The organism is Pseudoduganella albidiflava, from assembly GCF_004322755.1.
Lineage (GTDB): Bacteria > Pseudomonadota > Gammaproteobacteria > Burkholderiales > Burkholderiaceae_D > Rugamonas > Rugamonas albidiflava.
This window is the reverse complement of the sequence record NZ_CP036401.1, coordinates 6,800,713-6,814,853: the sequence shown is the minus strand read 5'-3', so window position 1 is coordinate 6,814,853 and position 14,141 is coordinate 6,800,713. Positions and strand designations below refer to the sequence as shown.

The following is a 14,141-nucleotide window of genomic DNA, read 5'->3' as shown; positions in this document are numbered from 1 at the left end:
AGGTCCTCTTATCACTTATCACCGACCGGCGCCGCGCCGGACAGGGGACCGTTATGTTATTTCTGAAGTCCACGACCGTTACCAAGGCGCCCGGTATCTACGAGGTCGACATTGCCGCGAAACCGCCCGGCAAGACCTATGGCGTCTACCTGGCGACCGATCCGGACAATCCGCCGACCGCCGTGCTGGAGGCGCTGGCCGCCGCCGGCTTCCTGCAGACTCACAGCTCCGCCTACACCCACAAGGATCGCGGCAAGGTGCTCGACCTGCATTTCCAGAAGGATGGCACGGACCTGTTCAAGGGCTGGAAGCTGGAAGAATGCGAAGCCAACATGGCGCAGATCAACAAGATCTTCGGCGACGTGGGCGTCACCTTCACGCCGCGCGTCATGAGCCTGGCCGAAGCCTACGCCTAAGCGAAAAAGTTTCCTGGAAAATGGGGTACGTCCCCATTTTCCAGGAAGCCTGAGCGTAACGGCGGGGACAAGAATCAGGGGCGGTCCGGTCATCCGGTCCGCCCCTGTTTTCCATTCCCCCCGCCGATAGCTCAAGCCACATCGATGTGGTACAGGGCCCAGGGGCAGGCGCCGAAGCGCTCGGCCAAGGGGCGCGCCGCCATCTCGGGCACGCGGTCCGCATCGTAGACCGCCCACAGGGGGCCCAGTCCGCCGAGCGCCATCGGTGCGCCATCCAGGTGCGTCGCCACGATGAAGCGCTGCTTGCGCGCCTGGGCGCCGGTCACGGATGCCGCGTAGCCGTCGACGGCCCGCAGCGTAATGCGGGTGCCGTCGGTCACGGCGACGCCTGCGGCCTTCAGCACGTCGGCCAGCAGCGGGCCGGACAGCGTGTGCACCTTGCCATCGTATTCCAGCGTGGGCCGGATCGTCAGCGACGGCAGCGCGGCCAGCGCCCCGTAGTCGAAGGCCCACGCCTTCTCGAACGACAGCTTCTGCTTGAACATCATCTGGTCCGCCACCGGATCGAACTTGCCGCGATTGGCTTTCGGGATCGCGCCCGTGACCGTCAATAGTGCCGGGCCGCGCTGCGCGGTCTTCGGTGCAGCCAGCGCCGGCGCCGCGCCGGTGGCCGCCAGCGCGGCCAGGAAGCTACGTTTCTCCATCAGGTTTCCTTGTTGTTCTCGTTGCGGGAGTGGCCCACCCGCGGCCGCTCAGCGATGGCCACTCAATGGTGTCCGCTCAGCGAGGTCCATTCACATATGTCCCGTCACTTGTGTCCATTATCATAGCGTGATGGACCTGTTCCCCGCCGATGCCACCCTGCAGCCGATCCCGATCGAGGATGGCGAACTGGCGTTCCTGCCACAGCTTCCCCTGACCTTGCCGAACGCCGAGGTATTGCGCCGCCTGCTCGATGACATCGCCTGGCGCGAAGAAACCATCTACCTGTTCGGCAAGCCCCGTAAACAGCCGCGCCTGTCGGCTTGGTATGGCGAGGCCAGTTACACCTACTCCGGCCGCACCTTCCACCCGCTGCCATTCACGCCGCTGCTGCAGGACATCCGGCGCGCCGCCGAAGCGGCCACCGGAAAACGGTTCAACAGCGTGCTGCTGAACTGCTACCGCAACGAACGCGACAGCATGGGCTTCCATAGCGATGACGAACCGGAACTCGGCCCCGAACCGGCGATCGCCTCCATCACGTTCGGCGCCACGCGCACCTTCATCCTGAAGCACAAGAAGCAGCCGGCCACGGTGAAACTGGACCTGACCGACGGCAGCCTGTTGCTGATGGCGGGCACGCTGCAACAGCACTGGCGCCACGGAATCAACAAGGAAAGCAAGCCGCGCGGCTTGCGCATCAACCTGACGTTCCGCCTGATTCGGTAGAACCTGTCCAGGACTACACTTTATTAGGGTTTCTTAAGGAAACGCCGTCAGTTTGGGCGCGTTCTCTTCCTTTCAATAGCCATTACATCTTCTAACAATTATTACGGAAATGGACCTTTTATAAATATAGTCCGGTGTTATCTTGGTCTCGTCGCGGTTCCAAACACACTGAACAGCGATCCCGCAGCACTGTAAAACCAACCATTTTGCTGAGAGATCAACCATGAAAAACACCCTTCTTGCCCTTGTCGCTTCCGCTGCCGCCTTCGGCGCCGTGTCCGCCCATGCCGCCGATGGTTCGCCCTACGTGGGTATCGGTGGCGTCGTGTCCGAACACCGGTATAACAACATGGCCGGCGATACCACCGGCGCCGACAACGCCAAGCACGAGTACGGCGGCAAGTTCTTTGCCGGCTACCAGATCAATCCGATGTTCGCCGTGGAAGCCGGCTATACCGACTTCGGCAAGTCCGATTACAGCTATGCGGTCAACGGTGCCCGCGGCCGTGGCGAAGCGGATTCGAAATCGTATTACCTGGCGGGCAAGGCCAGCTACCCGGTGGCTGAAAAGGTCAACGTGTTCGGCAAGCTCGGCGTCGCGCACAACAAGAATGACGTGACCGTTTCCGGCCTGGCCGGCAACTACCGTGGCGAGTCGAGCCGCAATGCGGCGTACGCCGCGCTGGGCGCGGAATACGCGGTGACGGAAAAGGTCGGTCTGTCGCTGGAATACGAGCACTACGGCAAGAACGAAGTGGACATCGGCCGCAGCAAGGGTGCCGTGTCGCTGAACGCGCGCTACAGCTTCTAAGCTGCGGCGCGTTGCACCGGTCGAGGCCGGGCGCGACAGCCGGGCCGCGTGTTCGATGCGGCCCAATGTCCCTGTGCCCGCCTCCCCGCAACACCTTTCTTCGTGACGGAAGAAAAAACGGACTCCCTCGGGAGTCCGTTCTCGTTCATGGGGCCGGATTCAGGCTGCAAGATCCAGGCGGCCCGAATTCCGGCGGCCAGGATTCAAGCGGCCAGAGTTCAAGCGGCCATCGTTCAGTTCGTGAGTGGCTTGTAGCGGATACGCTTCGGCTTGGCGCCTTCTTCGCCGAGGCGCTTCTTCTTGTCCGCTTCGTATTCCTGGTAGTTGCCGTCGAAGAACGTGACCTGCGAATTGCCTTCGAATGCCAGGATGTGCGTGGCGATGCGGTCCAGGAACCAGCGATCGTGGGAAATCACCATCACGGAGCCGGCGAATTCCAGCAGCGCATCTTCCAGCGCGCGCAGGGTTTCCACGTCCAGGTCGTTCGACGGTTCATCCAGCAGCAGCACGTTGCCGCCCTTGAGCAGCGTCTTGGCCAGGTGCAGGCGGCCGCGTTCGCCACCGGACAGGTTGCCGACGATCTTCTGCTGGTCGCCACCCTTGAAGTTGAAGCGGCCCAGGTAGGCGCGCGACGGCATCTCGAAACGGCCCACGCTCAGCATGTCGGCACCGCCGGACACGTCTTCGAACACGGTCTTGTTGTTGGCCAGTTCGTCGCGGTTCTGGTCGACCAGCGAGACTTTCGCGGTCTTGCCGATGACGACTTCGCCGCTGTCCGGCGTGTCAATGCCGGCGATCATCTTGAACAGCGTCGATTTACCGGCACCGTTCGGGCCGATGATGCCGACGATCGCGCCCGGCGGCACGATGAACGACAGGTTGTCGATCAGCAGGCGGTCGCCGAACGCCTTGGACACGTTCTTGAATTCGATGACATCGTTCCCGAGGCGCTCGGCCACGGGAATGAAGATCTCCTGCGTCTCGTTGCGCTTCTGGTATTCGTATTCGGACAGCTCGTTGAAGCGGGCCAGGCGGGCCTTCGACTTGGCCTGGCGCGCCTTCGGGTTCTGGCGCGACCATTCCAGTTCCGTCTTCAGCGCCTTCTGGCGTGCCGATTCGGTGGATTCTTCCTGCTGCAGGCGGGCCTGTTTCTGGTCCAGCCACGAGCTGTAGTTGCCTTTCCACGGGATGCCGTGGCCGCGGTCCAGTTCAAGGATCCATTCGGCGGCGTTGTCGAGGAAGTAGCGATCGTGGGTGATGCCGACCACGGTGCCCGGGAAGCGCAGCAGGAATTGCTCGAGCCATTCGACGGATTCGGCATCCAGGTGGTTGGTCGGTTCGTCGAGCAGCAGCATGTCCGGCTTGGACAGCAGCAGCTTGCACAGCGCCACGCGGCGTTTTTCACCGCCGGACAGCACGCCGATTTTCGCATCCCATGGCGGCAGGCGCAGCGCGTCGGCGGCCATTTCCAGCTGCAGGTTCAGGTTGCCGCCATCGGCGGCGGCCAGGATCGATTCCAGGCGCTGCTGCTCGGCGGCCAGCGCGTCGAAGTCGGCATCTTCCTCGGCATACGCGGCGTACACGGCGTCCAGCTTCGCTTGCGCCTCGAACGCTTCGCCCAGGCCCGATTCCACTTCCTGGCGCACGGTCTTTTCAGGATCGAGCTGCGGTTCCTGCGGCAGGTAGCCGATCGACAGGCCCGGCATCGGGCGCGCTTCGCCCTGGATGTCGGTATCGATGCCGGCCATGATTTTCAGCAAGGTCGACTTACCGGAGCCGTTCAGGCCCAGCACGCCGATCTTCGCACCCGGGAAGAACGAGAGCGAAATGTCTTTCAGGATCTGGCGCTTGGGCGGGACGATTTTGCCCACGCGGTTCATGGTATAGACGTAATTTGCCATTGAGAAATTCTCGAATTGAGTGATGTAACTTTAAAGAAGGTCAACAAGGATACGCCAAACGGTGCCGGAGGGCCAGTGAGCCGCCAGTCAGGCCGCTGTCCGCCGGCTGGTCCAGAACCCTTCCGCGATATACAGCGCCAGCGCGCTCCAGATCACGATGAAGCCGGCCAGCCGCGCTGTCGAGAACCTTTCGTGGAAGACCAGCAGCCCGAGGATCATCTGGATCGTCGGCCCGATGTATTGCAGCATGCCGAGCACCGACAGCGGGATCTTGCGCGCGCCGGCGGCGAACAGCAGCAGCGGGATCGCGGTGATCGGGCCGGCGGCCACCAGCAGCGCGCGCGTCCAGTCGCTGGGCGTGTTGACGAAGGTGTTGGCGCCATGGACCGTCAGCCAGACGACATAGCCGCCGGCCAGCGGGAACAGCAGCAGTGTTTCGAACGACAGGCCTTCCAGCGCCGCCAGCGCGGCCGTCTTGCGCAGCAGGCCATAGGTGCCGAACGTGGCGGCCAGCGCCAGCGCGATCCATGGCAGGGCGCCGGCCTGCCAGGTGAGCCAGGCCACGCCGGTGGCGGCCACGCCGATCGCCAGCCACTGGCCGCCGCGCAGCCGCTCCTTCAGCACGAACAGGCCAAGCAGCACATTGAACAGCGGCGTGATGAAGTAGCCCAGGCTGGCGTCGATCACATGGCCGTTGTTGACGGCCCAGATGTAGATGAACCAGTTGGCCGACAGCAGCAGCGCGCTGGCGGCGAAGGTGGCCACGGTCCTCGGCTGTTTCAGCACCGCCGGCAGCCATTTCCACTGGCGGCGCACGCTCAGCACGATGCACAGGAACAGCAGCGACCAGACCATGCGGTGCGCCAGGATTTCCAGCGGTGGCACTTCGCCGATCGCATGGAAATACAGCGGGAACAGCCCCCACAGCAGGAATGCGGTGGTGGCGTTCAGCACGCCGCGGTAGCTGTCCTCCTTGTGCGCTGCCTGCGTCATGCCAGTTCCAGGTGCAGGATCGGATACGGGTGGCCGAAGGGATCGCGCGCCGAGCGGCCGACCTGGCGAAAGCCCATCCGCGCGTAAAAGCCGGCGGCCTGGCCATTCTGCTCGTTCACGTCCACTCTGGTGGCGCCCAGGGTGCCGATCGCGAATGCCGCCAGCGCGCGGCCGGCGCCGCCGCCACGCCGTTCCGGGTGCACGAACAGCATCTCGATGTTGCCGTCGGCCACGCCGATGAACGCATAGGGCGCGCCGGCAGCGTCGCGCAGGCAGTACAGTGGCGCAAACGTGCCGAGCAGTTCGCGCACCAGTGGCACCAGCGTGGCGATGGCTTCCTCGGACAGGAAGTCGTGGGTGGCCCGCACCGAGGCTTCCCATACCTCGAACAGGCGAGGGGCATCGGCGGCGGTGGCCTTGTCGATTTGTATAGTGTCATCTTTCATGAGCCGCGACCTTATCACAGTGGCGCAGCATGCGCTGCTCGTCGCCGGCTTGCTTTTAGAGGGCGGTTGGCCTATTGTGCAGTGCGCAAAAACATAATACGGGTGCAATTTTGACAGACAAAAAAAGCAGCCTCGCCACGCTGACGCTGGCGGCGGTAGGCATCGTCTACGGCGACATCGGTACCAGCCCTCTCTATACACTGAAAACCATCTTCGATCCCGACCATGGCCTGGCGCTGAACGAAGCCAACCTGCTGGGTGTCGTGTCACTGATCTTCTGGGGACTGACGATCGTCGTCTCGCTGAAGTACGTCACGCTGGTGCTGCGTGCCGACAACCGGGGCGAGGGCGGCATCATGGCCCTGATGGCGCTGGCGCTGAATTCGGTCAGCAAGCGCTCCGGCTGGCATTTTCCCCTGCTCGTGCTGGGCGTGCTGGGCGCCACCATGTTCTACGGCGACAGCGTAGTCACGCCGGCGATTTCCGTGCTGAGCGCGATCGAAGGCCTGGAAGTGGCCACGCCTGCGCTGGAGCACTATGTGGTGCCGCTGACCATCGTGGTGCTGGTGTCGCTGTATTCGGTGCAGCGCCACGGCACGGCCGGCATCGGCCGTTTCTTCGGGCCCGTGATGGTGCTGTGGTTCGCCGCGCTGGCGATCATGGGCATCGTCAACATCGTCGAACGGCCCGATATCCTGCGCGCCCTGAACCCGCTGCACGCGGTGCACTTCATGATCGACAACGGCTTCGTGGCGTTCGTCGGCCTGGGCGCCGTGGTGCTGGCGTTCACCGGCGCCGAAGCGCTGTACGCGGACATGGGCCACTTCGGCAAGCGGCCGATCCGCATGGCTTGGTTTGCCGTGGCGTTCCCCGCGCTGTCGCTGAACTATTTCGGCCAGGGCGCGCTGCTCCTGCACGCGCCGGAGGCGATCTCGAATCCGTTCTTCCAGCAGCTCGGCAGCTGGAGCGTCTACCCGCTGGTGGTGCTGGCCACGATGGCCACCGTGATCGCCTCGCAGGCGACGATTTCCGGCACGTTCTCGATGACCAAGCAGGCCATCGCCCTGGGCCTGCTGCCGCGCATGCGCATCATGCACACGTCCGAGCACCAGATCGGCCAGATCTACATCCCGGCCGTCAACTGGCTGCAGCTGATCGTCGTGCTGATCGCCGTGATCGGCTTCGGTTCCTCGGATGCCCTGGCCGGCGCCTACGGCATCGCCGTCTCGGCCACGATGCTGGCCACCACGATCCTGACGTTCTTCGTGATCCGCTACCGCTGGCACCTGCCGCTGCCGCTGTGCATCGCCGCCACCGGCTTCTTCCTGGTGATCGACGTGCTGCTGTTCTCGGCCTGCACGCTGAAGCTGTTCCATGGCGGCTGGATGCCGCTGCTGCTCGGTACCGCGCTGTTCACGATCATGCTCACATGGCGCACCGGCCGCCAGCTGGTGTTCCAGAACCTGGAAAAGCATGCGATCCCGCTGGAAGACTTTCTTTCCTCGCTGTTCGTGGCGCCGCCGGCGCGGGTGCCCGGCACCGCCGTGTTCCTGCGCGGCGAAAGCGATGGCGTGCCGCATGCGATGCTGCACAACCTGTCGCACAACAAGGTGCTGCACGAACGGGTGGTCTTCCTGACCGTGCACATCCTGGAAGAACCGTATGTGGCGGCGGCGGAACAGGTGCGCATCACCGACCTGGGACACCAGTGCTTCCAGGTCAACGTGGACTACGGCTTCAAGGACGAGCCGGACATTCCTGCCATCCTCGACCGGTGCGCCGACTACGGCCTGCGTTTCGAGATGATGGAAACCTCCTTCTTCATCGCCCGCCAGACCGTGATCTCGGCGCCGCAGCAAGGCATGGCGCCGTGGCGCGAACACCTGTTCGTGGCGATGTCGCGCAATGCCCGCGCCGCGGCCGACTATTACCAGATCCCGCCGAACCGCGTGATCGAGCTGGGCACCCAGGTGGAGATCTGAGATCGTTGCCATGAATTTGTAAAGAAATGTTGTGCCAGGGGAGCGGCAGTGGCAGTCTGTTAAACTTTCGCTCCACCGGCAACCTGCCATCAACCGTTTTCAACGAATTTTCAACGAATTTCCAATCCAGGTAAGAGTGACCATATGAAATCGATTTTCCAAATTCTCGCGACGCTGGCCTGCGCGCTGTCCCTGACTGCCTGCGGCGGCAGCGACGACGCACCGGTGACGACCCCTGCCGCCCCGACCGTGACGAAGGTCGACCTGGCCGTGGGCACCGGCATCGAAGCCATCGCCGGCGACACCCTCACCGTGGCCTACACCGGCTGGCTGTACGATGAAACCAAGACGGAAAACAAGGGCGCCCAGTTCGACCAGGCCGTCGCCACCACCCCGTTTACCTTCCAGCTCGGCAAGGGCATCGTGATCCCCGGCTGGGACCAGGGCGTGGTCGGCATGCGCGTGGGCGGCAAGCGCCGCCTGATCATCCCGGCAGCACTGGGCTATGGCAGCGTGGCGAAGCCCAACATCCCCGCCAACTCGACGCTGATGTTCGAGATCGAAGTGCTGACCATCAAGCGCTGAGCTTCGGTACAAAAAAATGGCGGCCTGCGGGCCGCCATTTTTTTTGCCGCGTTCGCGCCCGTCAAAGTCAGTCGCGCAAGGCGCCCACAGGTGCCAGCCGCAACGCGGCCAGCGTATGGCGTGCCGTGGCCAGCAGCGCCACCAGGGCCGCCAGCAGCGTTGCCGCCACGAGCGGCCACTGGCCCAGCGGCGCGCGCTCGACGAAGCCGGCCAGGTAGCGCTCGATCGCCAGCCAGGCCAGCGGCAAGCCGAGCAGCGCGCCAGCCGCCAGCAGTGCGGCGAACTCGCGGCCCAGCAGCCGGGCGATGGCACCCTTGCCGGCACCGTACAGCTTGCGCAGCACGATCTGCCGGCGGTTGCGCTGCACGCTGTAGGCGGCCAGCACATAGATGCCGAATGCGGCCAGGCCGACCGCGAGCGCGCTGGCCGTTCCCAGCATCCTGGCCAGCCGCGCATCTTCCTGGTAGGTCTGCGCGAACGGGGCGGCCGCCGGCTGCACGGCCATGATCCGGTCCGGGAAATAGCGCTGCCACAATGGCGCCAGCATGCGTTCCGCTTCGTCCACGACGGCCGCCGTGCGCAACGTGAGCACGCCATACTCCGGCGTCAGGATGTAGACGATCGGTTCGGTGCGCTGGCGCAGGTCGTTGTGGCGGATGTCCGGAGCGATGCCGACGATCGCGCCGCGCTCGGCGAACGGCGCCTGGCCGACCGCGGCTTGCGGAGCAGGATAGTCCAGTGCGGTGGCGGCAGCGGCGTTCAGCACGAGGGCATCGCCATTGGCCCGGTCGGTATCGGCCCGGTACAGGCGGCCGAACTGCGGCCGGATCCCATACACCTCGAAGAATTCGGGCGATACCGGCTTGATCTCGAGGCGCAGGTCGCGCCCGTCGCGGGTACGGAAACCCTGCACGATCTTCCTGCCATCGCGGCCAACCGCCTCGGCCGACAGGGCCACCCCACCGGCCAGTGGCAAGCGGCGCACCGCTTCGGCGAAGGCCAGGATGGCCTCCGGTTTGGCATCCTGCGGCAAGTCCACCGTGACCAGCTGCCCGGGATTGAAGCCGGGATCGGCCTGGCTGGCGAAGCGCGTCTGCCATGCCACGGCGATGGCCATGCCGCCGAGCGCGATCGCGGTGGCGAACTGCAGCGCCGTCAGCCCCCGGCGCAGCCATAGCCCGCCTACCGTTTCGCTGTTGTCGCGCCCCGCCAGCGCCGCCGCCGGGCGCACGCGCAGCGCTACCAGGGCCGGCCAGCCGCCAGCCAGCATGCCGACCAGCAGCGCCGCCAGCAGGGCAAGGGCGATACGCGCCGGGGCGAAGAAGCCTTGCAGGGTGCGGTCAACCAGGCCGGCAAAGGTGGGCAGCAGCATCCACGCGAGCATCATGCCCAGCACCGCGGCCAGCATGGACACCAGCACCGATTCGGCAAGGAACTGCGCCGCCATGCGCGGTGCGCTGGCGCCGAGCAGCTTGCGCAGGCCCGATTCGCGCTGGCGCTGCTGGGCACGCACGGTGGCCAGGTTGACGTAGTTCGTCACGGCCAACAGCAGCACCAGCAGCGCGATGCCAGCCAGCGCCAGCACGGTGGAACGCTTGCCGTAGCTGTCGCCGCTGCGGCTGGCCGCCATGTCGGGATCGAAATACGCATCCGGCAACGCAACGATCTTGACCTCGGTGCCGGGACCCTGCATGGTCTTGCCCATCGGGCCGCTGCGCATGCGCTGCTCCATCGGCGAGGCGTCGACGGCCTCCTGCAGCAGCGCTTCCAGTTGCCTGGCATCGGCGCCCGCCTTCAGCTTGAGGAAGACACCGCCGCGCTTCCAGTCCGGTACCAGCGTCCGTTCGGCCACCGGGCGTGCACGACTCAACGGTCCGGCCAGCGCTTCCCAGCGGGTCGTGGCGTTGGCAGGCGGATCGGGCAGCACTGCCGCCACCCGCAGGGTCTCGCCGTTCACCTGCACCGTGCGGTCCAGGACGCCGGCCGCCGTGCCGAACAGCCGGCGGGCGGTTTCCTGCGTCACCGCCAGTGCATCGGGCCGGGACAGGACCGCTGCGACGTCGCCGGCCACGGGCACGATGCCGAAAATCCCGGCAAACGCCGGGTCGACGGCCAGCAGCGCCACTTCGTGCAGGTGTTCGCCGGCCCGTATGGGTGCGTCCAGCGGCACGGCGATGCTGGCCTGTTCCACCATGCCGCTGTCCAGTGCCACCTGGCGCAGCGGCAGCATCGCACGGGTATTCCAGTCCGGGCGGGGGAACCAGTTGATGCGCTGCTTCAGTTGCACCACCCGCGCGGCATCGGGCACGTGGCTGTCGTAGCTGAAGCAGTAGCGCACGTAGCCGAGCAGCAGGAAGCACGCGGCGAAGGCCAGCGCCAGCCCGAGCACGGTCACCAGGGAAAAGCCGGGCTCGCGCAGCAGCAGGCGCCAGCCGATACGGAAATCACGCAACGTCATCGTTTCTCCTTCAGGATCGCAGGATGGCCACGGGCGTGGCGCGCAGCGCCGCCACGGTATGGCGCAGGGTGGCAAGGGCGGCCACCAGCACGGCGATGGCGGTGGCACCCAGCAGCGTCCAGCCGCCGATCGGCGCATGGTCGACAAAGGCGGCCAGGTAGGCGCGGATCGCCAGCGCGGCCGGGGGCAGCCCGATCACGGCGCCCAGTGCCAGCAGCACGGCGAATTCGCGCCCCAGCAGCCTGGCGATGGCGGCCCGGCCCGCGCCGTGCAGCTTGCGCAGCACGATCTCGCGGCCGCGCCGCTGCACGTTGTAGGCCGACAGCACGTAGATGCCGAACGCCGACAGCACGATCGCGACGATGCTGGCGGCACCCAGCAGGGAGGCCAGCCGGAGGTCCTGCGCGTAGCTCTCGGCGAGGTAGCTGGCGGCCGGGCGTACTTCGGGCATATCGTCCGGGAAGAACTTGCCGAACAGGCCGATCGCCTGCCGTTCCAGTTCACGCAGGTCGCCATCGCCGCGGATCGTCAGCACCGAGGCGTCCAGCGCGTTCCGGTAGTACATCGGCTGCGGGTTTTCGCGCAGCGATTCATGCCGCAGGTCGGGCGCGATGCCGATCACGCGCGCCGTCATCCGCTTGCCGTCGTGCTCGAACGAGACCAGGCCGCCCACCGCGGCTTGCGCCGAAGGGAAGCCCAGTGCCAGCGCGCCTGCCCGGTTCAGCATGACGGTGCCCGGCGCCGCGTCCCGCTCGATCTTCGGATCGAAGGTGCGCCCCGCCACGGCCGCCACGCCGTACACCTGGAAAAAATCGGCCGACACGTTGCGCGACACCAGCACGGTCTCGCGCCCGCCCAGCCGCCGGATCGGGCCATTCTGGCCGGCGAATGGCTGGCCCACGGCGTTCTCGGAAAACGCCACGCCGCGCACCTGCGGCAGGCGGCGCAGCGCTTCCCGGTACTGCAGGCCCTGCGGGCCTTGCCACAGCGCGCGCGGCAGCGACACCGTGAGCAGCGGAGCGGCATCGAAGCCCGGATCGGCCGCGCTGGCAAAGCGGGCCTGCCAGGCGATGGCCAGCGTGGCCGCGGTCAGGCCCATCGCCACGGTCAGCTGCAGTACGGTCAGCGCGCGCCGCAGCCACAGGCCGCCACGCGGCTCCATTTCGCGGCGCATGCCCAGCACGGCGGCCGGGCGCATGTCCAGCGCGATCCACAGCGGGTACAGGCCAGCCAGCAAGCCGGTTACCACGCCGACCGCCAGCGCCGCCAGGATGCTGGCCGGCGACATCATCTGGTCGAGCGGGCGGTCCAGCATGCCGGACAAGGCCGGCAGCAGCAGCCAGGCCAGCAGCAAACCCAGCGCGGTGGCCAGCAGGGCAACCAGCAGCGCCTCGGCCAGCAGCTGGGCGGCGAGGCGGAAGGCGCCCGCGCCCAGCACCTTGCGCAGCACGATTTCCGGCTGCCGGCGCGTGGTGCGCACGGCGGCCAGGTTGACATAGTTCGCCACCGCCAGCGCCAGCACCAGCAGGCCGATGAGGCCCAGGCCGATGACGATGGACCTGTCGCCATGGGCCGTGCTGCCGGGGCGTCCTTCCAGGCTGGTATCGAAGTACAGGTCGGGCAATGGGGTCAGCGCCAGGTCGACCATCTTGCGCGAGCCCAGCGTGCGCCGCAGGTCGGGCGGCAGCTCGCGCAGCAGCGGCGAGTTGTCGAATACGCGCTGCATGTGCGCGGTGAACTCCGCCGGGGCGATGCCGGGTGCCAGGCGCACGTACAGGTAGCCGGCGGTCATGCCCCACGATTGTTCCAGGTGCTCGCGGTATTCACGCGGCATCAGGATGCTGTCGAAGCTGTTCAACAGTTCGTAGTGCAGGGTTGCCGTTGCCGGCGGATCGGCCAGCAGCGCGGCCACGGTCAATGCCTTGCCTTCGATGTGCAGCACCTTGCCGAGTGCCTGGCGGGTGCCCAGCGTTTTCAGTGCCGCGCCGTAGGTCAGCGCGACCGCATCGGGCCTTGCCAGGGCCTGCGCCAGGTCTCCTTCCGCCGCGGCCAGGCCGAACACCTTCGTGAAGCCGGGCGTCACCGCCACCGCCTTCAGCCGCTGCATGCCGGACGGCGTGCGCACGCTGGCCATGGCCGGCATGGCCAGCACGGCTGCCTGTGTCATGCCGCTTTTTTCGGCCACGTGCACCAGCGGCAGCGGCATGCCCTCGAACCAGCCGGGCTTGCCGATCACGTTGATGTGCTGCTTGACCGCGTACACCTCGTGCGCCGCCGGCACATGGCGGTTGTAGCCGAACGAAAACGCCACGTAGGCCAGCAGCGCGAAACAGGTGGCGAAGCCGGCCGCCAGGCCGAGGATCGTGACGGCCGAATAACCCGGCTCGGCCGCCAGCTGGCGCCAGGCGAGACGCCAATGCCTCATGCGGCACGCAGCGCGTCGACGATGATGCGCCCGTCGAGCAGGTTCAAGGTGCGCGATGCCTGTGCCGCGTGGGCCGGCGAGTGGGTCACCATCACGACCGTGGTGCCTTCGGCGTTGATGGTGCGCAGCAGGCGCATCACGTCGTCGCCATGGGCGGTATCCAGGTTGCCGGTCGGTTCGTCGGCCAGCAGGATGGCCGGGCCGGCCACCAGTGCGCGGGCGATCGCCACGCGTTGCTGCTGGCCGCCGGAAAGCTGGGACGGCCGGTGCTTCGCACGGTGCGCCACGCCCAGCTTGTCCAGCATGGCCGCCACCTTCACCTTGCGTTCGCGCGCCGGCATGCCGGTGTATTCGAGCGCCAGCTCGACGTTCTCGAACACCGACAGTTCCTCGATCAGGTTGAAGCTCTGGAAGATGAAACCGATGCGGCCGCGCCGCAGTTCATTGAGCCGCGATTCGCTCCAGCCGGCCACGTTGCGGCCCTCGAACCAGTAGTCGCCGCTGGTCGGCACATCGAGCAGGCCCAGTACCGACAGCAGCGTGGACTTGCCGCAACCCGACGGGCCGGTGATCGCCACATACTCGCCGGCGTCGATCTCCAGGTCGATGCGGTCGAGAGCGGTGGTCTGCACTTCACCGGCCACGTGGATCTTGCTGACGCCTGATAGTTTGAGCATGGGGTATTCCTTTGTT

General features: G+C 66.2%; 12 protein-coding genes. 5 read left to right on the top strand and 7 right to left on the bottom strand.

The features are described 5' to 3' along the window. Positions 1–53: 53 nt before the first annotated feature. A complete protein-coding gene (locus EYF70_RS28270; protein ID WP_131148341.1) occupies positions 54–416 on the top strand; it encodes a hypothetical protein in 363 nt (120 codons plus the stop codon). Positions 417–547: 131 nt separating this feature from the next. On the opposite strand, the gene EYF70_RS28265 is transcribed toward EYF70_RS28270, so the two are convergent. Next, entirely contained in the window at positions 548–1,120 is a 573-nt protein-coding gene (locus EYF70_RS28265; RefSeq protein ID WP_131148340.1) for a putative pterin-binding protein, read from the bottom strand. A gap of 130 nt (positions 1,121–1,250) precedes the next feature. Between EYF70_RS28265 and EYF70_RS28260 the strand changes: the two genes are divergently transcribed. Together EYF70_RS28260 and EYF70_RS28255 are read left to right on the top strand one after the other, a co-directional pair. Continuing rightward, positions 1,251–1,847, top strand: coding sequence for an alpha-ketoglutarate-dependent dioxygenase AlkB family protein (locus tag EYF70_RS28260; protein ID WP_131148339.1), 597 nt, complete (start codon positions 1,251–1,253; stop codon positions 1,845–1,847). 223 nt (positions 1,848–2,070) lie between these two features. Further along, entirely contained in the window at positions 2,071–2,658 is a 588-nt protein-coding gene (locus EYF70_RS28255) for an outer membrane beta-barrel protein (protein WP_131148338.1), read from the top strand. Positions 2,659–2,891: 233 nt separating this feature from the next. Here EYF70_RS28255 and ettA read toward each other — a convergent pair whose 3' ends face one another. The 3 genes from ettA to EYF70_RS28240 form a co-directional block, all read right to left on the bottom strand. Continuing rightward, positions 2,892–4,559, bottom strand: a complete 1,668-nt coding sequence (gene ettA, locus EYF70_RS28250) for an energy-dependent translational throttle protein EttA (protein ID WP_131148337.1) — start codon at positions 4,557–4,559, stop codon at positions 2,892–2,894. Positions 4,560–4,646: 87 nt separating this feature from the next. Next, on the bottom strand, positions 4,647–5,552 hold the full coding sequence (gene rarD / locus EYF70_RS28245; RefSeq protein WP_131148336.1) for an EamA family transporter RarD: 906 nt from the start codon (positions 5,550–5,552) through the stop codon (positions 4,647–4,649). After that, positions 5,549–5,998, bottom strand: a complete 450-nt coding sequence (locus EYF70_RS28240) for a GNAT family N-acetyltransferase (protein ID WP_218943736.1) — start codon at positions 5,996–5,998, stop codon at positions 5,549–5,551. The genes rarD and EYF70_RS28240 overlap by 4 nt, the downstream gene beginning before the upstream one ends. A 107-nt stretch (positions 5,999–6,105) precedes the next feature. Here EYF70_RS28240 and EYF70_RS28235 point away from each other — a divergent pair, with 107 nt between their 5' ends. Both EYF70_RS28235 and EYF70_RS28230 read left to right on the top strand, forming a co-directional pair. Further along, entirely contained in the window at positions 6,106–7,980 is a 1,875-nt protein-coding gene (locus EYF70_RS28235) for a potassium transporter Kup (RefSeq protein ID WP_371861747.1), read from the top strand. 144 nt (positions 7,981–8,124) lie between these two features. After that, on the top strand, positions 8,125–8,565 hold the full coding sequence (locus EYF70_RS28230; protein ID WP_131148334.1) for an FKBP-type peptidyl-prolyl cis-trans isomerase: 441 nt from the start codon (positions 8,125–8,127) through the stop codon (positions 8,563–8,565). A 67-nt stretch (positions 8,566–8,632) separates the two neighbouring features. Here the strand turns inward: EYF70_RS28230 and EYF70_RS28225 are convergent, their stop codons facing one another. From EYF70_RS28225 to EYF70_RS28215, 3 genes are read right to left on the bottom strand one after another with little or no spacing between them, the layout of a single operon-like run. Further along, positions 8,633–11,023, bottom strand: a complete 2,391-nt coding sequence (locus tag EYF70_RS28225) for an ABC transporter permease (protein WP_131148333.1) — start codon at positions 11,021–11,023, stop codon at positions 8,633–8,635. Between the two features lie 10 nt (positions 11,024–11,033). Next, positions 11,034–13,448 (bottom strand): ABC transporter permease, encoded by a 2,415-nt coding sequence (locus tag EYF70_RS28220; protein ID WP_131148332.1) that lies wholly within the window; start codon positions 13,446–13,448, stop codon positions 11,034–11,036. Then, positions 13,445–14,125 carry an ABC transporter ATP-binding protein gene (locus EYF70_RS28215; RefSeq protein WP_131148331.1) on the bottom strand — a complete coding sequence of 227 codons (681 nt, stop codon included), beginning with the start codon at positions 14,123–14,125 and terminating at the stop codon, positions 13,445–13,447. Before EYF70_RS28215 ends, EYF70_RS28220 begins: the two co-directional genes overlap by 4 nt. Positions 14,126–14,141 lie beyond the last annotated feature (16 nt).